Below are 23,477 nucleotides of genomic sequence, written 5' to 3'. Positions count from 1 at the left end.
GGAGCAGCATCCGAAGCTGCGCGAGGCGGTGTTCGGGTACAACGTGTGCCCGTTCGTGACGACCATGGAGGAAGTGCTCAGGGCGATGGGTCGGGACGACGTGAAGCTGGAGCATGATCCCATAGAGTGCAGCCACTGCCGGGTCATCATCCGGGAGGAGGGGTAACGCCCCCTCCTCCCTCATCCGGGCACCCGACCGGGCAAATTAGATGAGCATCGAACACCGGCCGTCCCGAGAGCGGGACGGCCCAACGGGGGTCTCAGCATGAGGCTTTTAGTTAACGTTCCAGAAGATATGGCCCGGGCCCTGAACAGCGAGTCTCGGCGCCGGATCCTGGAGCTGCTCCGAGAGCGTGGACCGATGACGCTGTCCGACCTGGCCCGGGAGCTGGGCATGTCCAAGTCGACGGTGCACCACCACCTGAAGGAGCTTGAGCGGGCCGGGCTGGTCCGCGTCGTGCGGGAGGAGCGGGGCGTGCCGAGGCCGCGACGCTACTACGGGTTGGCCGGTCGCCCGGTCACCGTGTCGGGTCCCCGGCTGGAGGACGCCGTGAAGTACGTGGCCAGGGCGTTGGAGCGGGGGAGGGACCCGAAGACCTCGATCCTGCTCGCGATCTCGGCCGCCTACCGGTCGGTGATCGAGTCGCTGGGGATCGACGCTCAGGAGGTCCTGTACGAGATCGGGAGGGAGATCGGCCGCCGGCTGGCTCGGAAGGGCGGGGACGAGGATAGGCTGGAGGAGTGCCTGAGCCCCATAGCGGACGACGTGAGGGTGCGGAGGGACGGGGACCGAGTGATCGTGGAGATCGAGGGGTGCCGCGAGTGCTCGGACCTGCCGTACGGTCCCGCGTGCCCCCTGGAGGCCGGAATCATCGCCGGGTTCCTGTCGGAGCTCCGAGGCAGGCGGTACCGGGCCCGGGAGGTAGAGTGCTGCGGTGAGGGGGCGGACCGGTGCGTGTTCGTGGCGGAGCCCACTAGCGACGGAGAACGCCCCAGGCCCTAGTCGACTTGGACACGCCCTCCACCCACGCCACGAGGGCCAGCGTGGCGGCGATCTCCTCGTCCGTCACGTCCGCGACGTTCCTGGCCGTCTCGGCGATCAGCTCCACCCGACGGTCGTCCCCGGACGCCGCGGCCAGGGCGAGCGCGATCAGGTGCGTCGTCTTGGGGTCCAAGGGGGACTCCTTCCAGACGAGCTCGTGCATCTTCTCCACGAGGTCCGCGTACTCGTCACCCAGCATCTCCCGGGCGTACCTCACGGCGATGAGGCCCTTCTCCTCCTCGTCCCGGGCAGGTTCTCCGGGCTGCCTGGACATGAGTTGGGCACCCCGCACGGTGCACCGCGCGCTCCGGTTAAGCGTGGATCGCGTTCGACCAGGATGGAACGGTTTTTAAGTGGGCGCGCCCGTCGGCCACGTCCGTGAACGTTGGCGTTTCCTTTCTGCACCCGAGGCCGATGATGCTATCAGCGGGGGTCGGGGACCCGGCTCGGGGCTCGCCGGGTGAGGATGCTGCTCATTCACGCGGATGAGATGGCGTTCGAGGCGCGGCAGAGGACCGGGATCGCGGAGGAAGAGCCGCCGACGAAGGAGGCGGAGGTGGAGGACTGCCTGGTCGTGTTCGCGGCGGTGCAGGAGGCCGACGAGGAGGACCCGGAGGCGGTCGCCGAGGCGGCCGTGCGGGAGGTGGAGGACGTCGCCGGCGAGCTGAAGGTGGATCGGATCGTCCTGTACCCGTACGCGCACCTCGCGGAGGATCTGGCCTCCCCGGACGTGGCCGTCGAGGTGCTGAGGAGGATGGAGGAGCTCCTGCGGGAGCGCGGGTACGAGGTGGTACGCGCCCCCTTCGGCTGGTACAAGGCGTTCCGGCTGGCCTGCAAGGGACACCCGCTCTCGGAGCTGTCCCGCACGGTCACCCCGGAGGCGGCCGAGGCGGGAGAGGAGCGGGAGGTCGAGTCGTCGTTCATGGTGTACGTGGACGGTGAGCTGAGGGACGTGGAGGAGGTGGACCTGTCGGAGTGCCCCGAGGACTTCCGACGGCTGGTGCTGCACGAGCTGGGCGAGGAGCGGGAGTCGGGCGGGGAGGAGCCGGCCCACGTGCGGTTGATGCGGGAGAAGTGGATCTGCGATCACGAGCCGGCGGCGGACGTGGGTCACGTGCGCTGGTACCCGTACGGGCACGTGATCCGACGGTGCCTGGCGGAGTACGTGGAGAATCTGATGGCGGGGATGGGCGCGGCGGTCGTGGAGACGCCGGTGATGTACGACCTGGGCGAGGAAGCCATCCGGGAGCACGCGGACCGGTTCGGCGAGCGGCAGTACCGGCTGCGGGCGGGCAACCGGGCGCTGATGCTCCGGTACGCGGCCTGCTTCGGGGCGTTCCGGCTGCTCGCCGACACGACGCTGAGCCGACGGCACCTGCCGTTCAAGGTGTACGAGCTGTCGCAGAGCTTCCGGCTGGAGCAGAGCGGTGAGGTGGTCGGGCTGAAGCGACTGCGGGCGTTCACGATGCCGGACCTGCATACGGTGTGCGCCGACATGGACCAGGCGGTGGAGGAGTTCCTGGAGCAGGCGAGGCTGTGCCTGGAGGTGGGGCGGGAGCTGGGGCTGGAGTACGAGGTCGTGCTGCGGGTCACGGAGGACTTCCTGGACGAGCGACCCGAGGTGCTCGAGCGGCTGGCCGAGGCCGTGGAGGAGGTGTACGGGGACTCCAAGCCAATCCTCGTGGAGGCGCTCTCCGAGCGGAAGCACTACTGGGAGTGTAAGGTGGACTTCGCGTTCATCGACAGCCTGGGCCGGCCCATCGAGAACCCGACCGTGCAGATCGACGTGGAGAGCGGGCGTCGGTTCGGCATCACGTTCGCGGACGAGTCCGGGGAGGAGCGGCATCCGGTGATCCTCCACTGCTCCCCCACGGGCAGCCTGGAACGCGTGATCTGCGCGCTGCTCGAGCACCAGCAGAAGCGGTTCGAACGGGAGGAGAGGCTGCCCACGCTGCCGACCTGGCTGTCCCCCGTGCAGGTGCGGGTGATCCCGGTGTCCGAAAAGGTCCTGGACGAGGCGGAGAAGGTGGCCGAGCGGCTGCGGGAGGAGGGATTCCGGGTCGATCTGGACGACCGGGACGAGCCGGTAGGCAGGAAGATCAGGGACGCGGGCAAGGAGTGGGTACCCTACGTGGTGGTGATCGGAGAGGAGGAGGTGAAGAAGGGCACGCTGTCGGTGACGATCCGGGAGGAGTCGACGCTGAAGAAGCAGCGGCGGGTGGAGATGACGCTCGAGGAGCTCGTCGAGCGGCTCGAGCGGGAGACGGAGGGCAAGCCGCGGGTGCCGCTGACCGCGCCGATGCGGCTCAGCGAGCGGCCGCGGTTCGGACGCTGAGCTCAGGACTCCCGCTCCATCGCCACGATCCCGGTCCTCGCGATCTCCACGACGCTGCCGATGTCGTTCATGAGCTCCAGGAGCGACTCCACGTCCCGCGGCTCTCCCACGATCTCCACCGTGATCGTCTCGCGCCCCACGTCCACCACCTCGGCGCCCGCCGCCCGCGCCAGCTCGGCCGCCCTCGCCCGGTCCCTCGTCTTGATCTTCACCAGCGCCAGCTGCCGCTCCACCGTGCGCTCCGGGTCCAGCTCCGAGACCTTGATCACGTCGACAAGCTTGTTAAGCTGCTTCACGACCTGCTCGATGGTCCGCTCGTCCCCGCGCACCGTGAGCGTCATCCGCGCCAGCCCCTCCCGCTCCGATGGTCCCTCCGCGATCGAGTCGATGTTGAACCCCCGCCGCCGGAACAGGCCGGAGACCCGCTGCATGACCCCCGGACGATCCCGCACGAGCACCGACAGGATCCGCCGCTTCTCACCATCCTCCATGACGACGGCCCCCGGGTGCGCGCACCGAAGGGGCTTTTCTGGGTAACACCCCGCGCCTCGGGATGATGCAGGCCCTCCCTACCCGAGGCCGATGAGGAGCCAGCCCTTTCGCTGACCGGGGGCTCTCGGCTTGAACCGGCCCGTGGACGCCCACTGCCACCTCTGCTTCGACCACTTCCGGAGGGACGTGGACGAGGTCGTCGAACGCGCCCGGGAGCGGGTCCTGCGCGTGTACGACTGCGGGGTCACCCCCGGCACCGCCCGGCGCACCCTCGAGCTGGCCCGCCGGTTCGAGGGCTTCGTGTTCCCCACGATCGGTCTGCACCCGCCCCGGGCCCCCCGGATGCAGGACCGGGACATCGACGAGGTCGTCCGGCTCATCCGGGAGCACGCGGACGAGCTGGCGGCGATCGGCGAGATCGGGCTGGACTACCACTACGTGAAACGTTCCAAGGAGCGCGAGCGCATGCGCGAGGTCTTCGAGCGGTTCCTCCGGCTCGCCGAGGAGCTCGACAAGCCGGTCGTGATCCACGCCCGGGAGGCGGAGGAGGATGCCTTCCGAATCCTGAGGGAGCACGATGTGACCGCCATGTTCCACTGCTACGACGGTCCGCCGGAGCTCGCCCGGCGGATCGCGGAGGAGGGACACTACGTCTCCCTCTCCACCATCCACGTCATCCGCGGCCCGACCGGCCGCACCCGACGGCTGCTCGAGTCCGTGCCGCTGGACCGCGCCCTGACCGAGACGGACAGCCCGTACCTCTCGCCCGAGCGGGGGAGGCGGAACGAGCCCGCGAACGTCTGGCGGATCGTGGAGCTCGTGGCCGAGGTGAAGGGGGAGCCGGTTGGCAGGGTCGTGGAGACCACGGCCGAGAACGCCCTGGAGTTCTACGACCGATGAGGGAGAAAACTATAAGTAGGCGGGGTGGGGCGCGCGGGGACGGCGGCGGCCACAGCGGCCGGGGCCACACCCGGGCCACATCTCGAACCCGGAAGTTAAGCCCGGCCGCGTCCCGGGTGGTACTGCGCTCCGAGAGGGCGCGGGAAGCCCGGGATGCCGCCGCCGTCCACCCCGAAAATCGTTATGATAATCGTAACGATGGGGGAGGCCGGGTGGACCTCAACCGGATCGCCCGGATCTCCGCGATCCTCCTCCTCGCGGCGCTCGCCGTCGCCCTCCTCGGCGGGCCCGTCTGGCCCCTCGGAGTGCTCTCACTCCTCGTCGGCGCCCTCGACGTGATCATCTGCGCCCGCCGGGGAGGGGACCGGGTGATGGGGCTCGCGGGCTTCCTCCTCCTAATGGTCGGCACCGTCGTGTTAACCTGCCGCGTGAGGTGAGTGGAGATGACCGAGGGCGGGACGGCCCGGCTGATCCTCGGGCTCGTGGAGATGGGGGAACCGATCCCGAGGTTTCCCGAGATCCGGGACCGGCTGTCCCGGCACCTTCGACGGTACCTCGGGCCCCTGGAGATCCGGGAGCTCAGGGCGAGCCTGCCCGAGGACGCGTACTCCGAGGCGCGCGGCCAGTACCTCGGGAAGGCCCTGCTCGAGCGGCTCACCGAGGTGGACGGACGGTGCCACCGGGTCGTAGGGCTCACGCGCGAGGACCTGTACGAGCCTGGGCTGAACTTCATCTTCGGGCTGGCCCGGGTGAACGGCCGCGAGGCTGTGGTCTCGGTGGCCCGACTGCTGGACGAGGATCGAGACCGCTACCTGGAACGGGTCGTGAAGGAGGTCACGCACGAGCTTGGCCATACCTTCGGCCTGGAGCACTGCGACGATCCTCGGTGCGTGATGAGCTTTTCCAGCACCGTGATGCACGTGGACCGGAAGTCCCCGAACTTCTGCGACCGATGCACCCAGACCCTGCTGAAGCGCGTGCGCCGATGGTGGTTGGAGCGTTGCCGGAAGGAGTGATCGAGTACGTGGACCGCCGGGGACGCCGCGTCCGGGTGCGCCGGGCGCACCGGCGGGACATACCCGAGATTACCGAGATCGAGGAGCTGGCGTTCCCAAAGTCCCCCTACCCCACCTACGTCTTCCTGTACACCCTGTCCAACAACCCGGAGGGTTTCCTGGTGGCGGAGGTGCACGGGCGCGTGGTCGGGTACGTCATCTTCGAGGTCCGTAGGTGGCTGAACGAGGGTCACATCGTCTCCATCGCCGTACACCCGGAGCACCGGCGGTGCGGGATCGGCACGATCCTCATGCGGGAGGCGGAGCGCCGGATCCGGGAGCGCGGGTGCGACGTGGTGCGGCTGGAGGTTCGGGAGTCCAACTTCCCCGCGCGTCGGTTCTACGAGCGGTTGGGGTACCGGGTGGAGCGGCGGGAGCCGGGGTACTACCAGGACGGGGAGACAGCCGTCATCATGGTCAAGCGGCTGCGGAAATAGTTACGATGGTCGTAACGATGCGCCGACTGGTGGCCCCGCCGGGATTTGAACCCGGGCTACGGGCTCCGCAGGCCCGCGTCCTATCCAGGCTAGACTGCGGGGCCTCCTCCCGGTCCCGCCCCTCCGGACCGGACTTAAAAAACCTGTGGTCGCGATCGGGCCCGCTGGACGCTCCCCCCGGCCCGAGGACTCCCGACCGGTTTAAAACACCCTCCCCTCGGGTGAACGCGGAGCGCTCCCCGGGGGCGGCCGCGGGTGTGGTGGCGTGACCACGTGAAGGAGATCCAGCAAAAGGCCGAAACCGGGCAGTACGTGGTCCGAGGATTCGGCACGAGCCGCAAGGTCCCGCACTTCGACGACCTGGTCATCGTGCCCGCCCAGGTCTCCCGCCCGCCCATCGACAAGTACCGGGAGCCGTGCCGGACCAAGACCGTGCTCGGGGACCGGTTCGCCGAGCGGCCCCTCAAGCTGGACACGCCCGTCCTCGTCGGCGCGATGTCCTTCGGCGCACTGAGCCGGGAGGCCAAGATCGCGGTCGCCCGAGGCACCGCCAAGGTCGGGACCGCGACCAACACCGGCGAGGGCGGCATGCTCCCCGAGGAGCGCGAGGAGGCCGAGTGGCTCATCGCCCAGTACGCGTCCGGCCGCTTCGGCGTGTCCGCCGAGTACCTCAACGCCGCGGACGCGATCGAGATCAAGATCGGGCAGGGCGCCAAGCCCGGCATGGGCGGCCACCTCATGGGCGAGAAGGTGACCAAGGAGATCGCCGAGATCCGCGGCATCCCCGAGGGCACCGACGCGCTCTCCCCGGCCCGGCACATGGACATCGTCGGGCCCGAGGACCTCAAGATGAAGATCGAGCAGCTCCGCGAGATCACCGACTGGAAGGTCCCGATCATCGTCAAGTACAGCCCCGGCCGCGTCAAGGAGGACGTCAAGATCGCGGCCAAGGCCGGCGCCGACATCATCGCGATCGACGGCATGCAGGGCGGGACCGGCGCCTCCCCCGAGATCGCCACCGAGAACGCCGGCATCCCCACCATCGCCGCCCTCGTCCAGGCCGTCGAGGCCCTCAACGAGCTCGGACTCCGCGACGAGGTCGACATCATCATCTCCGGCGGCATCCGCGACGGGGCCGACGTGGCCAAGGCCCTCGCCCTCGGCGCCGACGCCGTGTACGTCTGCACCGGCGTCCTCATCGCCATGGGCTGCACCGCCTGCATGCAGTGCCACACCGGCAAGTGCCCCAAGGGCATCTGCACCCAGGACCCCGAACTCCGCAAGAACCTCGACGTCGACGAGGCCGCCGAACGCGTCGCCAACTACCTCAAGGTCATCACCGAGGAGTGCAAGATGCTCGCCCAACTCGCCGGCAAGACCGACGTGCACAACCTCGAGAAGGAGGACCTCCGCGCCCTCTCCGAGGACGTCGCCCGCATCACCGGCGTCAAGATGGCCGGCTCCGACGTCGAACTCGCCTAGGGGACCCACCCCCACTTGATCCTCATCGTCGACAACCACGGCCAGTACGTCCACCTCATCCGCAAGAACTACGACTACCTCAACATCCCCGCCGAGATCGTCCCCAACACCACCGACCCCGACGACATCCGCCGCCGCGCCGACGGCGTCATCATCAGCGGCGGCCCCTCCCGCGACCGCGCCGGCAACTCCCCCCAGATCATCGAAGAACTCGCCGGCGAGCTCCCCATCCTCGGCATCTGCCTCGGCCACCAGCTCATGGCCGAGGTCTTCGGCGGCCGGGTCGACTGGGCCGCCGGCCGCGAAGACTACGCCCGCACCGAGATCGAGATCCTCGACCACGAGGGCATCTTCGAGGGACTCCCCGACCGCATCACCGCCTGGACCTCACACCGCGACGAGGTCAAGGAGGTCCCGGACGAGTTCCTCGTCACCGCCCGCTCCGACAAGTGCGAGGTCGAGGCCATGCGCCACCGTGAACTCCCACTCTACGGCGTCCAGTTCCATCCCGAGCTCAAATACACCGAGTACGGCCCCGACATCCTGAAGAACTTCGCCAAACTGTGCACCAAGGCCTAAAACGGCGGGGGGAGCACCGACGAAGTTCGGGTTCTTCACCCTCCTCGGCTACACCGCCCTACTACTCACCCTCGGCGCCATCGTCGCCCGACTCTCCGAGGAAGCCCGACTCCCCGACATCCCCTTCCTACTCCTCCTCGGATTCCTCCTCGGTCCCCTTACCGGCATCGTCCGACCCGAACACGCCCAACAAATCTTCCCCTTCCTAGGCACCGTCGGACTCATCATCATCCTCCTCGACGGCGGCTTCGAGATCAGCATCGACGTCCTCCGCCGCGTCGCCACCCTCGTCGCCAAGCTCGACCTCATCACCCTCCTCATCACGGCCGCCCTCTCCTCCCTCATCTTCAACCTCGCCTTCCACACGAACCCCCTCAGCCCCATCGGCTTCCTTTACGGAGCCATCACGTGCGCCACCGACCCCGCCACCCTCATCCCCGTCTTCGCCAAGCTCGACCTACCCGCCGAGATCTCCACCACCCTCATCGCCGAGAGCGTGTTCAACGACCCACTCGGCGTCGTACTCACCAAGACCTCCCTCTCCACCCTCGGCATCGGAGCCCACCACAACCCCATCGCCCTCTTCCTCTCCCTCGCCGCCGGCGGCGCCGCCGCCGGAGTGATCGCGGGCGCCGCACTCGAACAACTCCTCGCCCGAGAACCCTTCAAGGAGTACGTCGTCCCCATCACCCTCGGCGCCGCCCTCGCCACCTGGTACCTCTGCGAGGAAACCATACCCCACCTCACCGGGTACGAACTGAGCGGATTCATGGCCGTGGCCATCCTGGGCATGTACATCGGCAACCGACTCACCGAACACGAGCACCTCCGAGAGGACCTCCAATTCCTCAAAGGCTTCATGGAGGAACTCTCCACCGTCGTCCGCATCATCGTCTTCACCACCCTCGGCGCCTGCATCAGCCTCCCACTCCTGAAACGGTACTGGCTCGGCGGACTCCTCTGCGCCCTCGGCAACATCTTCCTCGCCCGACCCCTCGGCGTCCTCGCCGGCACCTACCTGCCCCCCAAGGAACCCCTCACCCTGAAAGAGCGCCTCTACCTGGCCCTCGAAGGCCCCCGCGGCGTCGTCCCCGCCGCCCTCGTCGGCACCGTCTACACCAAGATCACCACCCACCCCCACCTACTCCCACCCCACATCACCCGACAAATGCCCCCACACGCCCTCGCCGGCACCATCCTCGTCGCCACCTTCCTCACCATCCTCCTCAGCGTCATCCTCGAAGCCACCTGGGCCCAACCCCTCGCCAAACGCCTCCTACGAACACGATAACGCCGAGACCAACGGGGGACCCCACCCTGACCCTCCACGAACACCTACAACACGCCCCCGAGACCCTCCACCTCGCCATCATCACCATCAGCACCAGCAAGTTCGAACAGGCCGCCCGCGGCGACGACCCCGACGACCCCTCCGGCGACACCCTCCAACGAAAGCTCGAAGAAGCCGGCCACGAGGTCCGCTACCGACTCCTCACCCCCGACCAACCCGACATGATCACCGGCGCCGTCAAATGGCTCACCGAACGCGCCCACGCCATCATCACCACCGGCGGCACCGGCATCACCCCCACCGACACCACCATCGAAGCCCTCGAACGCATCGCCGACAAACGCCTCCCCGGCTTCGGCGAACTCTTCCGCCGCCACTCCGAGAAGGAGATCGGCGCCCACGCCGCCCTCACCCGCGCCGAGATGTACGTCGTGAACCAAACCCCCGTCGCCTGCCTCCCCGGCTCCCCCCACGCCGCCGAACTCGGCGCCGAACTCCTCCTCGAACTACTACCCCACGCCGTCGCCCACGCCCAAGGCAAAGCCTAGGCGACGAGGCAGGCGGAAAACCGCTCACCTGACGTCCCTCTTGACCTTCCTCACCACCCGCACGTCCTCGATCCTCGTGTGCGGGTACCGCCCCTCCTCGTCCTTCTCCGCGTACTTCACCATGTCCCAGAGCGTGACCAACCCCACCACCAACCCCGTGAGCGCGTCCATCTCCACCCCCGTCCGACCCACCGACTTCACCCGCACCGTCATCTCCGCCCCGTCCTCCTTCACCTCCACGTCCACGTCGACCCCCGTAATCCGCACCGGATGACAGTGCGGAACCAGCTCCGGCGTCCGCTTGACCGCCAGCATCGCCGCCAACCTCGCCGCCTCAATCGGGTCGCCCTTCCCCTCCGGGTGCGACTCCCGCCTCCTCAGCGCCTCCACACCCTCCTCCGACAGCCTCAGGAACCCGCGAGCCTCCGCGATGCGCACCTGCTCCCGCTTCCCCGTCACGTCCACCATGGACAAGGCCGGACGCCCCGACCCGGGCCCGGCGCCCCCGCCCATTAACCCGGCGATCTAACGTTATGAAACCCGTAACGATTGGCCCGGGGCGGTCACCCCTAAAAGGGCTCGTCATCCGGCGCGGTACGCCTGCGGGACTGCGATCATCCCGGCGTTCAGTCGGAGGAAAAGTCATCAGCGGCGCCCTCAGCAGGGGAGTGATTCATCACGCCGATTCGTTAAGGAACTCGTAACGATTCTCGGAGTAGGGGTCATCGCCCCCCGCGCAAGCCCGCCCCCCGGGGCTGTCGTTGCCCCGCCGCATCATCCCCTCCGCTGGAGGTGATCCAGCCGCAGGTTCCCCTACGGCTACCTTGTTACGACTTCGCCCCCCTCGCCCCCCGGGGGCTCGCCCCCGGCCCGTAAAGGACCGGGGGCTTGCCCCCGGGGGGCTCGGGTGGCGTGACGGGCGGTGTGTGCAAGGAGCAGGGACGTATTCACCGCGCCATTCTGAGGCGCGGTTACTACCGATTCCACCTTCATGCGGGCGAGTTGCAGCCCGCAATCCGAACTACGACGGGGTTTAGGGGATTCCCTCCCCCTTTCGGGGTCGGGTCCCATTGTCCCCGCCATTGTAGCCCGCGTGTAGCCCGGGGGTTTCGGGGCATACGGACCTGCCGTCGCCCCCACTTTCATCCGCCTTAACGGCGGCGATCCCCGCAGAGTGCCCGGCGCCCCTTACGGGGCCCGCTGGCAACTGCGGGCGGGGGTCTCGCTCGTTACCTGACTTAACAGGACACCTCACGGCACGAGCTGACGGCGGCCATGCACCTCCTCTCAGCTCGTCCGGCAAGGTCGTCAACCTGGCCTTCATCCTGCTGTCGCCCCCGGTAAGGTTTCCGGCGTTGAATCCAATTAAACCGCAGGCTCCACCGGTTGTGGTGCTCCCCCGCCAATTCCTTTAAGTTTCAGCCTTGCGGCCGTACTCCCCAGGCGGCGGACTTAACGGCTTCCCTACGGCACTGGGGCGGCTCGTGGCCTCCCCAACACCTAGTCCGCATCGTTTACAGCCGGGACTACCCGGGTATCTAATCCGGTTTGCTCCCCCGGCTTTCGGCCCTCACCGTCGGACCCGTTCCAGCCGGACGCCTTCGCCACTGGCGGTCCCCCCGGGATGACAGGATTTCACCCCTACCCCGGGGGTACCTCCGGCCTCTCCCGGTCCCAAGTCCCGCAGTTTCCCCGCCGACTCCCGCGGTTAAGCCGCGGGCTTTCGGCGGGGACCCACGGGACCGGCTACGGCCCCTTTAGGCCCAATAAAAGCGGCCACCACTTGCGGCGCCGCTATTACCGCGGCGGCTGGCAGCGGTCTTGCCCGCCGCTTGCTACCCGGGGCTTTTTACACCCCGGTACAGCCGCCGGGGTTTTTACCCCGACGGCACTCGGGGTCCCCCCGTCGCGGTTGCCCGCATTGCGGAGGTTTCGCGCCTGCTGCGCCCCGTAGGGCCCGGGGCCTTGTCTCAGTCCCCGTCTCCGGGCTCCGGCTCTCACCGCCCGTACCGATTATCGGCTTGGCGGGCCGTTACCCCGCCAACTACCTAATCGGCCGCAGGCCCATCCTCGGGCGGGCCCGGGCGGCATGGGCCCGGGCCCCTTTCGGCGGAGGACCGTTCCAGGCCGCCCCGCCTATCGGGGATTAGCCCCAGTTTCCCGGGGTTATCCCCGTCCCGAGGGTAGGTTACCCACGTGTTACTGAGCCGTCCGCCGGGCCGCCCCCATGGCCGGGCGGCCCTCGACTTGCATGGCTTAGTCGGACCCCGATAGCGGTGGCCTCCGGCAGGATCAACCGGAGTTAGGGTGGCGGCCGCAAGGATTTGGGTCCGCGGCGGGGCCGTCACGGCCCCGGGGGGCGGGCTTGCGTCGGCCCCGGGGCCCCGGGGGTGGTTCCCCCCGGGGTTGCCCGGGGCCCCATCGGGGGGCTCTCCCTCGCGTCCGTCGGGGGCGGTAAGGTCGTTCTATATGAAGATTTCGGTACGGTTCGGGGCGGGATCGCGGGGTTTATCGGGGGTGGGCGCGCGGGCGGTGGGGGTGCGGTCGCTTGGTCTCGTTGGACTACGTGGCGGGCTTCTTCGACGGTGAGGGGTCGGTGGTGGTCCGGTTCGTGCGGGATGGGCGGTACCGGGCGGGTTACCGGGTCTCCACCAAGGTGGTCTTCGTGCAGAAGGAGCGGGGGGTGCTCGAGGAGATCCGTGAGACGCTCGGGATGGGGCACCTGTACCGTCGGCGCGACGGCGTGTGGTGCCTCGAGATCTACCGTCGGGGGGACCTGCGTCGGTTCGTGGACCTGATGGTGGGCAGGGTGGTGGTGAAGCGGGGCGCGTTGGAGCGGTTGGGGAGGGTGTTGGAGCTGTTGGAGGCGGGCGTGCACGGGTCGCGGGAGGGGTTGGAGCGGGTGCGGGAGGCGTGGTCGGTCAAGGGTGGGTAGGTCATCGGGTGGGCCTCCCCTTCGCGGGCAGTCGTCATCCCGGTTGTCGTTACGTTCTTCGTAACGATTGTCGCGGTCGGGCGGCCGGTCGGCACCCTCGGGATCTATCATCGCGGGCGGCTCAAGCTGGGGCTAATCCCCGCGTCATCCCGGCCGCCCCCCGGGGATGGTGCCGGCTTTCGGGGTTTAATGGGTGCGGTCGGGTGGGCGGGTTGCGGTCATCCCGGTGTGGTCGCCTCCCGTGGCCGTGTCGTCATCCCTCCTCGTCGAGTTCGCGGAGGAGTTGGTCGAGGTCTTCGAGGACGTCGGAGTCCTCGGTGGCGTCGCGGGCGACGTCTTGGGGGACGTGGAAGGTGCGGTCGATGTGGTCGTCGGCGTCGCGGATGTCGCCGGTGTGGGGGTCGAGGATCTTGTCGTGGTGGACGAGGACGGTGCCGTCGTCGAGGAGGGTGAGGGGGGCGCGGTACTTGGGGAGGTGGGGTGGTTGGGTGGTGAGGGGGAGGAGGCTGTAGGTGAGGGCGCCGTGGAGTTCGTGGGCGTCGGTGCGGAGGAGGGTGTCTGGGAGGTCGGCGTGGTGTTGGGCGAGGTCGGAGGTGCAGCCGGCGAGGATGGTGGTGTCGCGTTCGAGGGCGACGATCTTGAGGGTGGTGAGGGTGTGGAGGTAGCGGTCGGGGTCGTCGCGGTGGATGGGTTGGAGGAGGTCGATGAGGAGGAGGTCGGGGTCGTGTTGTAGGAGTTGGTCGCGGAGGCGGTGCGGGTTGAGGTCCTGGACGATCTCGCCGAGGGTGCGGTGGTAGACGCCGGCGCGGATGCTGAAGGCGTTGAGGATGGTGAGGTCGCCGCGTTGGTGGGGTTCGCGGAGGTCGTGGCCGTACTCCTCGGCGCGGCGGAGGAGTTCGTGGGGGCTGGTGCCGGTGGCGAGGAGGAGGACGCGGTGGTCGCGTTCGAGGGCGTTCCAGAGGACGTTCTCGAGGAGGAGTTGGCGGGGGGTGCCGGGGGGTCCGAGGAGGAGGGTGACGCCGCGGTGGGGGAGTCCGCCGCCGATGAGGTCGTCGAGGCCGGGGACGTGGGTTTTGAAGCGTTTCATGGGTGGGGCCCGCCCGGGCGGTGGATCTCGTAGAAGCCTTGGTAGGCGGAGTGGTAGGTGGGGGCGCCGAGGCGGTGGAGGGCTTGTTCGAGCTCGCGCTCGAGCTCGCGGTAGGGGGTGGGGTCGTCGGTGGTCTCGAGGAGGTGGGCGCGGTGGGCGGGGTCGCAGGTGGCCCGGCAGGGGACGAAGCCCTCGGTGAGGACGACGGTGGTGGGTGGGTCGTGGTCGTAGTGGGTGTGGCCCTGGAGGAAGTGTTCGATGCAGCAGTCGGGGTAGTCGAGGAGGCGGCCGATGAGGCGGTCGTCGAGGGTGTACGCGCCGAGGCGTTCGGCGACGTAGGGGTGGAGGGCGGGGCGGACGTGGAGGCCGGAGTCCTCCCAGAGCTCGAGTTCGGTCTCGACGATGGCGGTGCAGAGGCGGAGGTCGTGGGGGGTGGTGCGCTGGAGGGCGAAGCGGGCGACGGGTTCGGGCTCGGGGAGGTCGGCGGCGCCCTCGAGGTGGGATTCGAGGTCCTGGAGGAGTTGTAGGACGCGCTCGAGCGCGTGCAAGTGGGTGGGCCCCGGGATGGGGAGCTAGTCCGGGGGTGAGGGGGTTCCCGATGATCGGCCTCCACGGCCCCCGACCGGGTCGCAGCGGTTTTACGCTTTCCCTTGGGTGGGGGTGAGGGGTGCCCGGGTCTTGGTCGTGGTGCGGTCGGTCTCGCGGCTGCACGTGACGCTGATCGACCTGCACGGTGGGTTGGGTCGGGTGGATGGGAGCGTGGGGGTGACGTTGGAGCGGCCGTGGATGGAGTTCGAGGTGGAGCGGGCGGAGGATGGGGTGGTGGTGGAGGGTGAGGGGGAGGTGGCGGTGAAGGCGGAGCGGGCGGCGCGGGCGGTGTTGGAGGGGTTCGGGCTGGAGGGTGGGGTGCGGGTGGTGGTGCGGCGGTCGTACCCGGAGCACGTGGGGTTGGGCTCGGGGACGCAGGCGACGTTGTCGGTGGCGGTGGGCGTGTTGGAGGCGTTCGGGGTGGAGGATTACGACGTGCGGGGGCTGGCGGACCTGCTGGGTCGCGGTGGGACGTCGGGGATCGGGGTGGCGGCGTTCGAGGGTGGTGGGTTCATCGTGGATGGGGGGCACCGGTTCGGTCCGGGGGGTAAGGAGGGGTTCAAGCCGTCGGCGGCGTCGGGGGAGGTGCCGCCGGCGCCGGTGGTGGCGCGGTTGGAGGTGCCGGGGGACTGGCGGTTCGTGCTGGCGATCCCGGAGGTTCGGCGGGGGGCGCACGGGGACGAGGAGGTGGACATCTTCCGGCGGTACTGCCCGGTGCCGGCGCGGGAGGTGGAGCGGGTGTGTCGGTTGGTGCTGATGGTGATGCTGCCGGCGGTGGCGGAGGGTGACGCGGAGGCGTTCGGTCGGGCGGTGGATGAGGTGCAGGGGTTGGGGTTCAAGCGGGTGGAGGTGGGGCTGCAGGACGCGGTGGTGCGGGAGTTGATGGAGGTGGCGCGGGAGGCGGGCGCGTACGGGGCGGGGTTGAGCTCGTTCGGTCCGACGGTGTACGCGGTGTGCGACTCGGCGTCGGCGGGCGGCGTGGCGCGGGAGTTGGAGCGGTTCCTGAGGGAGCGGGGGGTGGGGGGCGAGGTGATCGTGTCGGAGCCGCGGAACGAGGGGTTCGAGGTGCGCGGGTGAGAAAAGGGTTCAAATAACTCGGGAGCGTGGGTGGGCGCGCGCCGCGCGGGAATGGGAAACGAGGGTTTTTCTGAGGTGTCGCGGGCCCTCGGCGGTGAGGGGTCGATGATCGAGGGGGTGCGGGCGCGTTGGGCGTGTACGTGGCCGAGAACATCACGGGCGTGTACGCGTTCGATGAGGAGGGGAACCTGATCGACAGCGAGCCGTTCCCGTCGGACCCGGACGAGATCGTGGAGCGGTTGATCCGGAAGGAGCGCGGAGAGGTGTTGGAGGAGGAGGAGAAGCTGCTCTCCCGGTTGGAGGCGGACACGATCAACTTCGAGGGGACGAAGGCGGACCGGCAGCGGCTGGAGGAGGTGGTGGACGGCGAGCTGATCGTGGAGTTTCCGAACGTGGCGGGCGAGATCCTGCGGGAGCGGGCGCGGGAGCTGGCCGTGGAGGCGGGCGTGGTCGGGTCGGAGGAGGAGTTCGCGGAGCTGGCGTACGAGGTCGGGATCAAGCTGTCGAAGCGGAAGGTGCGGGAGACGGTCGAGGAGCGGGACCAGATGATCATCCAGGCGATCAACACGATCGACGACATCGACCGGATCCTGAACATCCTGACGGATCGGGTGCGGGAGTGGTACGGGATCCACTTCCCGGAGATCAACAAGATCGTGAAGAAGCACGATGACTTCGTGACGTTGGTGGCGGAGCTGGGGCACCGGGACAACTTCACGAAGGAGCGGATCAAGGAGGTGCTGCCGGACTTCCCGGACCACCTGGCGGAGAAGCTGGAGGAGGCGGCGAAGGACTCGATGGGGGCGGAGATGGACGAGAAGGACCTGCGGGCCGTGCAGCGGGTGGCGGAGATCGCGCGGGAGCTGTACGAGATCCGGCGGAAGACGGCGGAGTACATTGACGAGTCGATGGACGACGTGGCCCCGAACATCAAGGCGCTGGTGGGCCCGCTGATCGGGGCGCGGCTGATCGCGCTGGCCGGCGGGCTGAAGGAGATGGCGCGGCTGCCGGCGAGCACGATCCAGCTGCTGGGCGCGGAGAAGGCGCTGTTCCGGCACCTGACGAAGGGCACGAAGCCGCCGAAGCACGGGGTGATCTTCCAGCACCCGCTCATTCACCGGAGCCCGTGGTGGCAGCGGGGTAAGATCGCGCGGGCGCTGGCGGGCAAGCTGGCGATCGCGGCGCGGATCGACGCGTACTCGGGCGAGTACCGGGGCGACGAGCTGAAGCGGCAGCTGGAGCAGCGGGTGAAGGAGATCAAGGAGAAGTACCCGCGGCCGCCGAAGCGGCGCGGGCGCGGTCGGCCGCCGCGCGGTCGTCGCGGTGGTCGTCGCGGGGGTCGGCGGCGGCGCTCGCCCCGGCGCTCGCGTCGGGATCGGAGGCGTCGCTCCCGCCGGCGCTGAATTTTTCCCCTCCTAACCCCACGATCCACGGGGGTGGGGCCGGATGGTGGAGATCGAGATCGAGCCGCACGAGGAGTTTGAGGGCGTGTACTGGGCGATCTTCGAGGACGGGACGCGGAAGCCCGCGACGGAGAACCTGGTGCCCGGTCATCAGGTGTACGGGGAGCGGTTGGTCAAGCAGGACGGGACGGAGTACCGGGTGTGGGAGCCCAGCCGGAGCAAGCTGGCCGCGATGATCATGAACGGGATGGAGCACTTCCCGTTCGAGGAGGGGAGCAAGGTCCTCTACCTGGGCGCGGCGGCGGGTACGACGCCCTCGCACGTGTCGGACATCATTAGGGAGGAGGGAATCGAGTACTGCGTGGAGTTCGCGTCTCGAATGATGCAGGAGCTGATCCCGGTGTGCGAGAAGCGTCCGAACATGGTGCCGATCCTGGGCGACGCGACCAAGCCGCACGAGTACGCGGAGATCGTGGAGCAGGTGGACGTGATCTACCAGGACATCGCGCAGCCGAAGCAGGCGGAGGTCGTGGCGGACAACGCGGAGGCGTTCCTGAAGCCGGGCGGCGTCATCATCGTGGCGGTCAAGGCCCGCTCGATCGACGTGACGAAGGAGCCGGAAGAGGTGTTCAAGGAGGAGGAGCGGAAGCTGGAGGAGCGGGGCTTCGAGATCCTGGAGGTCATCGACCTGGAGCCGTACGAGCGCGATCACGTGGGCATCGTGGCGGAGTACCAGGGGTAACCCGGTCCGACCGTGATGAGCGTTTCGCTAGCCGACGCGCGGATGACGAGTTACTCCCGCTCTGAGCCACCGTCCACTTTTAATAGGTGGGAGCCGGGTCCCGATGACTGGATTCACCCCTCCTGACACCGTGATGAGGCGGTCCCCCGTGAAAGGAGGGGCCCGATGAGGAGGCAGCCCCAGTCCGAGGTATGACGACGGAGAGCCGAGCCGAGGGAGTCACGGGGTGCGAGTGTGAACCTTACCGACCTCCTGGCGGTGGCGATCCCGTCCCTGTACATGGGCTGGACGATCGGGGCGGACGACGCGGGCGCCGCGATGGGATCGGCGGTAGGGGCCGGCGTGCTCACGATCCGGCGGGCCGTCCTCCTGATCGCCGTGTTCACGACCGCGGGCGCCGTGTTGGAGGGGCACAAGGTCGTCAAGACGCTGGGTAAGGGCGTGGTTCAGGCCCACTTAGACCCCGTCCTGGCGGGCGCGACCGTGTTCGTCGCGGCCGTCTGGTGCCACGTGGCGGTCATGCTCGGCGTGCCGATCTCCACCACCCAGGCCACCGTGGGCGCCATCGCCGGGACGGGGTACGCCCTCGGGCTCCCTGTGAACTGGAACAAGCTCTCCGAGATCGCCGTGAGCTGGCTGGTCGCGCCCACGATCGCCGCCGCGCCCGCGTACGTGATCTCGCGGTGGTTGCGCAGGGAGCTGCGCTCCAGGCGGCGCTCGCTGGGCGAGCTGGAGCGCATGATGAGGCTGTTTCTCATGGTCTCCGGCTGCTACGTGGCGTACTCCATCGGGGCGAACAACGCGGCCAACGCGGTCGCCCCGCTCGTGATGGCGGGGGTGCTGGACGTCCGAACGGCGTCCGTGATCGGCGGCGTCATGATCTCCCTGGGCGCCCTGACGGCCGGCTCCCGCGTGATCGAGACCGTGGGGCGCAAGATCACCAAGCTCGACCCGGTCACGGCCTTCTCCGCCCAGCTCTCCGCCGCGATGGTAACCCACGGCGCCTCGGAGTTCGGCCTCCCGATCTCGATCAACGAGACGACCTCGGGCGCGGTCATCGGGGTGGGGCTGTCTCAGGGCGAGTTGAACCTGTACACGGTCAGGAAGATTCTCATAACCTGGGTCGCGAGCCCCGTCGGGGCGTTCCTCATGGCCTTCGCGCTCGCTCGCCTATACCTCCTGGCCAAAGGGGCGGTCTGAGCTTGATGCTCCGCCCGAGCACCCGCCCCGCGGAGCGGGCCCTGACCGTGCTGCTCGAGGAGCTGGACGCGATGATCGAGGCGTGCTCCCTCGTCCACGACGCGCTGGGTGACGGGCCCAGCAAGGACCTGGAGGAGCGCCAGGAGTCCCTAAGCGAGGAGGTGACCGAGCTCCGGGACCGCGTCGAGGAGGAGATGGAGAGCGGTCCCATGGTCCCGGTCGTCCGGGAGGACCTGAACTACATCGCGGAGAACGTTCGACGCGCGGCGGAGGCGCTGCTCAGCGTGGTCTCGCTCCTGATAGGGAGCTACGACGAGCTCAGCGAGGAGCAGCGGGAGAGGATCGACCGGGTCGCGGAGATGATCGCGAAGCTGGCCTCCGGGCTCCGGGAGGCGGTGGAGAAGCTGGAGGAGGACGTGGAAGAGGCCGCGAAGCGCGCGGAGGAGGTGCGAGAGGAGGAGGAAAAGGTGAGGACGGAGCTCCGCTCGCTGCTGTCGGAGGAGGGGTTGGGTGGGGACGTGGCCCCGTTGGTGCTGGAGATCGAGCGGGCGCTGACCGACATGGACCGGGCGCTGGACGGGGTGAGTCGGATCAAGGTTCGGTTCCTCGGGTGAGCCGCGTGCGGGTGCTGGGGCGCGAGTGGAGGCACCCGGTGGCCTGCGCCTCCGGCGCTCTCGCCGCCCACCTTCCCGGCCTGGAGAGCGCCGTGACGCGCGGCGCGTCCGCCGTGTTCACCAAGACGATCACCGAGGAACCGCGCGACGGCCATCCCGGTCCCACCTTTCTGACGTTCGAGGACGAAGGGTACGCGCTCAACGCGATGGGGCTGCCCAACCCCGGGCTGGAGGGGATGCGACGCGAGCTCCGCGCCTTCCGGGAGCGGTACGACGTGCCCCTGTACGCCAGCATCGCCGCGGAGGACCCGGAGGGGTTCGAGCGGCTGGCTAGGGGGCTCCGCGGGGAGGTCGACGGGCTGGAAGTCAACGTCTCGTGCCCGCACGCGGGGCGGGGGATGGGGGCCGAGCTGGGCACGGACCCGGAGCTCGTGGGGGAGATCGTGGAGGCGGTGGTCGGCGCGTTCGACGGCCCGATTTCCGTCAAGCTAACTCCGAACGTGGACCGCCGCACCCTACTGGAGGTGGCCGCGGCGGCCGTGGACGCGGGGGCGGACGCGCTCACGGCGGTCAACACCCTGGGCCCGTGCCTGCGGATCGACCTGCGCACCGCGAGCCCGCTCCTGGGGGCCGGCGTGGGAGGACTCTCCGGTCCGGCCCTCAAGCCGGTGGCCCTCCGGGTCGTGGCCGACCTGGCCCTGGAGCTGGGCGACGAGGTGGAGATCCTCGGCGTCGGCGGCGTGCGCTCGGGCGAGGACGTGCTCGAGTTCCTGATGGCGGGGGCCCGGGCCGTGCAGGTCGCCACGGCCGCCCGGGACCGCTCCTTCTCGGAGATCGCGCGGGAGGCCGAGCGGGCGCTCCGGGACCTGGGGTACGGGGACTTCGAGGAGGTGATCGGGGCGGCGCTTCCGGAGTACGAGGAGCGGCTGCGGCGGTTGGGGTGGGTCGGGTGAACCCGGTGCCGGCCCGGGTCGTGGAGAACCGGCGGGAGTGCGAGCGCACGCGCGTGCTGCGGCTCGAGCCGGAGGAGGAGGTGAGGTGGCTCCCCGGGCAGTTCCTGATGCTGGGAATCCCGGGCGTGGACGAGAAACCGATGGCGTTCTCCGGGGGCGACGAGCGGGAGCTCGTGCTCACCGTGGAGGTGGTGGGACCGTTCACGAGGCGGTGCGCCCGGCTCCGGCCCGGGGACTGGGTGTGGGTGCGGGGTCCCTACGGACGACCGTTCGAACCGGTGGGGCGCCGGGCCGCGGTCGTGGCCGGCGGGACCGGGGTCGCGCCGCTGGTGCCCCTGGCCCGGTGGCTGCGGGAGCTCGGGATCCGGGTCCACGGGATCCTGGGCGGCCCGCACCGGGATCGCCTGCCCAGGCGCCGCGAGCTGGAGCGGTTCTCGGACGAGTTTTACCTGACGACGGAGGACGGGAGCGCGGGGCGGAAGGGGTACCCGACGGACGTGCTCGAGGGGCTGCTGCGGGACGGTCGCGTGGACGCGGTGTACGCCTGCGGCCCGGAGGCCATGCTCGCCCGCGTGGTGGAGCTCGCCCGGAGGTTCCGGGTGCCCTGCCAGGTGAGCGTGGTGCGGTACGTCAAGTGCGGGGAGGGCGTGTGCGGGTCGTGCGCGCTGGGCCGTGGGCTCCTCGTCTGCCGGGACGGCCCGGTCTTCTGGGCGGAGGAGCTGGAGGGCACGGAGTTCGGCCGGGTCCGCCGGGGCGCGTCCGGCCTGCCCGAGGATGAGGAGCGCCCTCGGTCCTGACCGGTTCGGGATGACGAGGGCGGACTTACCCGACGCCCCACGGGTTAAAAGTGCGGGCCGGTCACTCCGTTGAGGGGCCAACCGTGGGACTGTCGGAGCTGCGGGAGCTGATCGAGCCGGAGGAGACGGAGCTGAAGGCCCTATCCGGCCGGGAGATCGCGATCGACGCGTTCAACGCGCTGTACCAGTTCCTGACCACGATCATGAAGGACGGCCGCCCGCTCATGGACTCCCAGGGCCGGATCACCAGCCATCTGAACGGGCTCCTGTACCGGACGGTAAACCTGGTGGAGGAGGGCATCAAGCCCGTGTACGTGTTCGACGGGGAGCCACCCGAGCTGAAGCGCCGGACCCTGCGCGAGCGGGAGGAGCGGAAGCGGGAGGCGGAGGAACGGCTGAAGCGGGCCTCGACCCCGGAGGAGCGGGAGAAGTACGCCCGGCAGGTCGTGCGGCTCAGCGACGAGCTGATCGAGGACGCGAAGCGGCTGCTCGACCTGATGGGCATCCCCTGGGTGCAGGCCCCGTCCGAGGGCGAGGCCCAGTGCGCGCACATGGCGCGGCGAGGGGACGTGTGGGCGGCCGGCAGCCAGGACTACGACTCGCTCCTGTTCGGGTCCCCGCGGCTCGTGAGGAACCTCACGATCGTGGGCCAACGAAGGCACCCGCACACCGGCGAGATCATCGAGGTGAAACCGGAGCTCCTGAGGCTGGAGGACGTGCTCGACCAGCTGGGGCTGGAGTCCCGGGAGCAGCTGGTGGACCTCGCCATCCTGCTGGGCACGGACTACAACCCCGATGGGGTTCCCGGGATAGGACCCAAGCAGGCGCTCAAGCTGATCCGGCGGTACGGGTCCCTGGACGGGCTCAGGGACACCGAGCTCTGGCCCAAGATCGAGCGCCACCTGCCCGCCGACCCCGAGGAGATCCGCTCGCTGTTCCTGGAGCCGGAGGTCACGGACGACTACGAGCTCGAGTGGGAGGAGCCGGACGAGGAGGGGATCGTCGAGTTTCTGGTCAAGGAGCGCGATTTCTCCGAGGACCGCGTCCGACGCGCGGTCGATCGGCTGAAGAAGGCCGTGAGGGAGCTGGAGCGAAAGGGTAAGCAGGAGACGCTGGACGCGTTCTTCTAACCGAAGGCGAGCCTCCCTACCAACGCCCCGTACGCCAGCACCAGGGTCACGTCCGCGAGCGTGGTGGCGGCGGAGAGCCAGGCTCCCTCCGCCGGCCCGGCGACGGCCACCGTGACGGGCCCGCAGCTGCGCAGGAACCTCCCCACGTACGCCACCGCGGCACCGGTCACGGCGGCCCGGTACGCCTCCGCCGGGCTCACCCCTCCCCCGCTCAGCAGCCCGGACAGCACGGAGCACCCCGCCACCGGGTTCACCAGGAACGCGCCCAGCACGGTCCCGTGAGCGAGCCACCCGGACGCCCAGCGGGCCAGCAGCGTCCCGGCCACCACCCCGGGAACCAGGAACGCGGTCGCCCGGGCGGTCGACCGCAGCGCGGCCCGGAGCGCGACCCTCCACGACCGGTGACGCGGCGGCTCGACTCGGATCCCGCGCAGCGCGAGCGCCCCGATCAGCGTCTCGGTCGCGTCGACCAGGGTCAGCGTCACGGCGTACGGGACGCCCACCTCCCGGCCCAGAAGCGCCAGCGAGGTGCACCAGACGGAGGCCAGGTACGGGAGCGAGTTGAAGGAGAGCTTCGCCACCAGGAGCCGGGTCCCCCGAAGTCCCACCTCGCGCGCCGCCGCGAGCGCCGCGTGTGGATGGATCGCGCCCAGCACCACCAGCGGCACGGGCCCCACGACCCGGGAGGAGGCCGCGCCCAGCCCGTGGGCCAGCAGGTGACCCGCCCCGATCACCGCGATCGCCTCCAACGTCCCCCAGAGCACGTCCCGCAACCCGACCACCCGGGGTT

Annotated in this window: 24 protein-coding genes, 1 tRNA gene, 2 rRNA genes and 1 pseudogene; 20 read left to right on the top strand and 8 right to left on the bottom strand. The window is 69.4% G+C overall.

Going from position 1 to position 23,477, the window contains the following annotated elements; all coding sequences use genetic code 11:
* Nucleotides 1-265 precede the first annotated feature (265 nt).
* A complete protein-coding gene (locus ACXJJV_RS06375) occupies nucleotides 266-1,003 on the top strand; it encodes a metalloregulator ArsR/SmtB family transcription factor (RefSeq protein ID WP_456467342.1) in 738 nt (245 codons plus the stop codon).
* Here the strand turns inward: ACXJJV_RS06375 and ACXJJV_RS06370 are convergent.
* Nucleotides 975-1,316, bottom strand: a complete 342-nt coding sequence (locus tag ACXJJV_RS06370; RefSeq protein WP_456467341.1) for a carboxymuconolactone decarboxylase family protein — start codon at nucleotides 1,314-1,316, stop codon at nucleotides 975-977. The genes ACXJJV_RS06375 and ACXJJV_RS06370 overlap by 29 nt on opposite strands.
* 186 nt (nucleotides 1,317-1,502) lie before the next feature.
* Between ACXJJV_RS06370 and ACXJJV_RS06365 the strand changes: the two genes are divergently transcribed.
* Entirely contained in the window at nucleotides 1,503-3,377 is a 1,875-nt protein-coding gene (locus ACXJJV_RS06365; protein ID WP_456467340.1) for a threonine--tRNA ligase, read from the top strand.
* A gap of 2 nt (nucleotides 3,378-3,379) precedes the next feature.
* Here ACXJJV_RS06365 and ilvN read toward each other — a convergent pair whose 3' ends face one another.
* Nucleotides 3,380-3,868, bottom strand: a complete 489-nt coding sequence (gene ilvN, locus ACXJJV_RS06360; protein ID WP_456467339.1) for an acetolactate synthase small subunit — start codon at nucleotides 3,866-3,868, stop codon at nucleotides 3,380-3,382.
* A gap of 130 nt (nucleotides 3,869-3,998) precedes the next feature.
* Here ilvN and ACXJJV_RS06355 point away from each other — a divergent pair, with 130 nt between their 5' ends.
* From ACXJJV_RS06355 to rimI, 5 genes are all read left to right on the top strand, one after another.
* Nucleotides 3,999-4,769, top strand: coding sequence for a TatD family hydrolase (locus ACXJJV_RS06355; protein ID WP_456467338.1), 771 nt, complete (start codon nucleotides 3,999-4,001; stop codon nucleotides 4,767-4,769).
* Between the two features lie 41 nt (nucleotides 4,770-4,810).
* A 5S ribosomal RNA gene (rrf, locus tag ACXJJV_RS06350) occupies nucleotides 4,811-4,934 on the top strand.
* 47 nt (nucleotides 4,935-4,981) lie between these two features.
* Nucleotides 4,982-5,206: a hypothetical protein gene (locus ACXJJV_RS06345; protein WP_456467337.1), complete on the top strand. Its 225-nt coding sequence runs from the start codon at nucleotides 4,982-4,984 to the stop codon at nucleotides 5,204-5,206.
* Between the two features lie 6 nt (nucleotides 5,207-5,212).
* Nucleotides 5,213-5,785 carry an archaemetzincin family Zn-dependent metalloprotease gene (locus tag ACXJJV_RS06340; RefSeq protein WP_456467336.1) on the top strand — a complete coding sequence of 191 codons (573 nt, stop codon included), beginning with the start codon at nucleotides 5,213-5,215 and terminating at the stop codon, nucleotides 5,783-5,785.
* Complete coding sequence (gene rimI, locus ACXJJV_RS06335; protein WP_456467335.1) at nucleotides 5,770-6,261, top strand: ribosomal protein S18-alanine N-acetyltransferase; 492 nt, start codon at nucleotides 5,770-5,772, stop codon at nucleotides 6,259-6,261. Before ACXJJV_RS06340 ends, rimI begins: the two co-directional genes overlap by 16 nt.
* 27 nt (nucleotides 6,262-6,288) lie before the next feature.
* Here rimI and ACXJJV_RS06330 read toward each other — a convergent pair.
* Nucleotides 6,289-6,365: transfer RNA gene (locus ACXJJV_RS06330), tRNA-Arg, on the bottom strand.
* Between the two features lie 142 nt (nucleotides 6,366-6,507).
* Between ACXJJV_RS06330 and ACXJJV_RS06325 the strand changes: the two are divergent.
* The 4 genes and pseudogenes from ACXJJV_RS06325 to ACXJJV_RS06310 form a co-directional block, all read left to right on the top strand.
* Nucleotides 6,508-7,743, top strand: a pseudogene (locus tag ACXJJV_RS06325) (FMN-binding glutamate synthase family protein); the annotation flags it as partial.
* A 15-nt stretch (nucleotides 7,744-7,758) separates the two neighbouring features.
* On the top strand, nucleotides 7,759-8,322 hold the full coding sequence (locus ACXJJV_RS06320; RefSeq protein ID WP_456467334.1) for a GMP synthase subunit A: 564 nt from the start codon (nucleotides 7,759-7,761) through the stop codon (nucleotides 8,320-8,322).
* 79 nt (nucleotides 8,323-8,401) lie between these two features.
* Nucleotides 8,402-9,613 carry a cation:proton antiporter gene (locus ACXJJV_RS06315; protein WP_456467349.1) on the top strand — a complete coding sequence of 404 codons (1,212 nt, stop codon included), beginning with the start codon at nucleotides 8,402-8,404 and terminating at the stop codon, nucleotides 9,611-9,613.
* On the top strand, nucleotides 9,571-10,161 hold the full coding sequence (locus tag ACXJJV_RS06310) for a molybdopterin-binding protein (RefSeq protein ID WP_456467348.1): 591 nt from the start codon (nucleotides 9,571-9,573) through the stop codon (nucleotides 10,159-10,161). Before ACXJJV_RS06315 ends, ACXJJV_RS06310 begins: the two co-directional genes overlap by 43 nt.
* Before the next feature lie 24 nt (nucleotides 10,162-10,185).
* Here the strand turns inward: ACXJJV_RS06310 and moaC are convergent, their stop codons facing one another.
* Both moaC and ACXJJV_RS06300 read right to left on the bottom strand, forming a co-directional pair.
* On the bottom strand, nucleotides 10,186-10,629 hold the full coding sequence (gene moaC, locus ACXJJV_RS06305; protein ID WP_456467347.1) for a cyclic pyranopterin monophosphate synthase MoaC: 444 nt from the start codon (nucleotides 10,627-10,629) through the stop codon (nucleotides 10,186-10,188).
* 319 nt (nucleotides 10,630-10,948) lie between these two features.
* Nucleotides 10,949-12,464: ribosomal RNA gene (locus ACXJJV_RS06300) — 16S ribosomal RNA — on the bottom strand.
* Nucleotides 12,465-12,709: 245 nt separating this feature from the next.
* Between ACXJJV_RS06300 and ACXJJV_RS06295 the strand changes: the two genes are divergently transcribed.
* Complete coding sequence (locus tag ACXJJV_RS06295) at nucleotides 12,710-13,096, top strand: LAGLIDADG family homing endonuclease (protein WP_456467333.1); 387 nt, start codon at nucleotides 12,710-12,712, stop codon at nucleotides 13,094-13,096.
* A 253-nt stretch (nucleotides 13,097-13,349) separates the two neighbouring features.
* Here ACXJJV_RS06295 and ACXJJV_RS06290 read toward each other — a convergent pair whose 3' ends face one another.
* Together ACXJJV_RS06290 and ACXJJV_RS06285 are read right to left on the bottom strand one after the other, a co-directional pair.
* Complete coding sequence (locus tag ACXJJV_RS06290; protein ID WP_456467332.1) at nucleotides 13,350-14,183, bottom strand: ATPase domain-containing protein; 834 nt, start codon at nucleotides 14,181-14,183, stop codon at nucleotides 13,350-13,352.
* Nucleotides 14,180-14,731: a DUF483 domain-containing protein gene (locus ACXJJV_RS06285; protein WP_456467331.1), complete on the bottom strand. Its 552-nt coding sequence runs from the start codon at nucleotides 14,729-14,731 to the stop codon at nucleotides 14,180-14,182. The genes ACXJJV_RS06290 and ACXJJV_RS06285 overlap by 4 nt, the downstream gene beginning before the upstream one ends.
* Nucleotides 14,732-14,867: 136 nt before the next feature.
* On the opposite strand from ACXJJV_RS06285, the gene ACXJJV_RS06280 reads away from it, so the two are divergent.
* The 8 genes from ACXJJV_RS06280 to fen all read left to right on the top strand — a co-directional run bounded on the left by ACXJJV_RS06280 (nucleotide 14,868) and on the right by fen (nucleotide 22,687).
* Nucleotides 14,868-15,848 (top strand): beta-ribofuranosylaminobenzene 5'-phosphate synthase, encoded by a 981-nt coding sequence (locus ACXJJV_RS06280; RefSeq protein ID WP_456467346.1) that lies wholly within the window; start codon nucleotides 14,868-14,870, stop codon nucleotides 15,846-15,848.
* Nucleotides 15,849-15,982: 134 nt separating this feature from the next.
* The gene (locus tag ACXJJV_RS06275; RefSeq protein WP_456467345.1) at nucleotides 15,983-17,251 is read left to right on the top strand and encodes a C/D box methylation guide ribonucleoprotein complex aNOP56 subunit; all 1,269 of its coding nucleotides are present in this window, start codon (nucleotides 15,983-15,985) and stop codon (nucleotides 17,249-17,251) included.
* A gap of 43 nt (nucleotides 17,252-17,294) precedes the next feature.
* Entirely contained in the window at nucleotides 17,295-17,993 is a 699-nt protein-coding gene (locus ACXJJV_RS06270) for a fibrillarin-like rRNA/tRNA 2'-O-methyltransferase (RefSeq protein ID WP_456467330.1), read from the top strand.
* A gap of 234 nt (nucleotides 17,994-18,227) precedes the next feature.
* Entirely contained in the window at nucleotides 18,228-19,193 is a 966-nt protein-coding gene (locus ACXJJV_RS06265; RefSeq protein ID WP_456467329.1) for an inorganic phosphate transporter, read from the top strand.
* Nucleotides 19,194-19,198: 5 nt separating this feature from the next.
* Nucleotides 19,199-19,807: a DUF47 family protein gene (locus ACXJJV_RS06260; RefSeq protein ID WP_456467328.1), complete on the top strand. Its 609-nt coding sequence runs from the start codon at nucleotides 19,199-19,201 to the stop codon at nucleotides 19,805-19,807.
* A 5-nt stretch (nucleotides 19,808-19,812) separates the two neighbouring features.
* Nucleotides 19,813-20,760, top strand: a complete 948-nt coding sequence (locus ACXJJV_RS06255) for a dihydroorotate dehydrogenase (protein WP_456467327.1) — start codon at nucleotides 19,813-19,815, stop codon at nucleotides 20,758-20,760.
* The gene (locus tag ACXJJV_RS06250; protein WP_456467326.1) at nucleotides 20,757-21,557 is read left to right on the top strand and encodes a dihydroorotate dehydrogenase electron transfer subunit; all 801 of its coding nucleotides are present in this window, start codon (nucleotides 20,757-20,759) and stop codon (nucleotides 21,555-21,557) included. The genes ACXJJV_RS06255 and ACXJJV_RS06250 overlap by 4 nt, the downstream gene beginning before the upstream one ends.
* A gap of 83 nt (nucleotides 21,558-21,640) precedes the next feature.
* Complete coding sequence (gene fen, locus ACXJJV_RS06245) at nucleotides 21,641-22,687, top strand: flap endonuclease-1 (RefSeq protein ID WP_456467325.1); 1,047 nt, start codon at nucleotides 21,641-21,643, stop codon at nucleotides 22,685-22,687.
* Here the strand turns inward: fen and ACXJJV_RS06240 are convergent.
* Nucleotides 22,684-23,460 carry a hypothetical protein gene (locus tag ACXJJV_RS06240; RefSeq protein WP_456467324.1) on the bottom strand — a complete coding sequence of 259 codons (777 nt, stop codon included), beginning with the start codon at nucleotides 23,458-23,460 and terminating at the stop codon, nucleotides 22,684-22,686. The two genes, fen and ACXJJV_RS06240, sit on opposite strands and share 4 nt — an antisense overlap.
* Nucleotides 23,461-23,477 lie beyond the last annotated feature (17 nt).

The sequence above is a fragment of the Methanopyrus sp. genome, assembly GCF_053997775.1.
This window is presented reverse-complemented; position numbering and strand designations above follow the sequence as displayed.

Bases quoted from the DNA above. Each gene is read 5' to 3' on its own strand.
- ACXJJV_RS06375 (WP_456467342.1), top strand. From the start codon at position 266: ATGAGGCTTTTAGTTAACGTTCCAGAAGATATGGCCCGGGCCCTGAAC.
- ACXJJV_RS06370 (WP_456467341.1), bottom strand. From the start codon at position 1,316: ATGTCCAGGCAGCCCGGAGAACCTGCCCGGGACGAGGAGGAGAAGGGC.
- ilvN (WP_456467339.1), bottom strand. From the start codon at position 3,868: ATGGAGGATGGTGAGAAGCGGCGGATCCTGTCGGTGCTCGTGCGGGAT.
- ACXJJV_RS06340 (WP_456467336.1), top strand. From the start codon at position 5,213: ATGACCGAGGGCGGGACGGCCCGGCTGATCCTCGGGCTCGTGGAGATG.
- moaC (WP_456467347.1), bottom strand. From the start codon at position 10,629: ATGGTGGACGTGACGGGGAAGCGGGAGCAGGTGCGCATCGCGGAGGCT.
- ACXJJV_RS06290 (WP_456467332.1), bottom strand. From the start codon at position 14,183: ATGAAACGCTTCAAAACCCACGTCCCCGGCCTCGACGACCTCATCGGC.
- ACXJJV_RS06270 (WP_456467330.1), top strand. From the start codon at position 17,295: ATGGTGGAGATCGAGATCGAGCCGCACGAGGAGTTTGAGGGCGTGTAC.
- ACXJJV_RS06260 (WP_456467328.1), top strand. From the start codon at position 19,199: ATGCTCCGCCCGAGCACCCGCCCCGCGGAGCGGGCCCTGACCGTGCTG.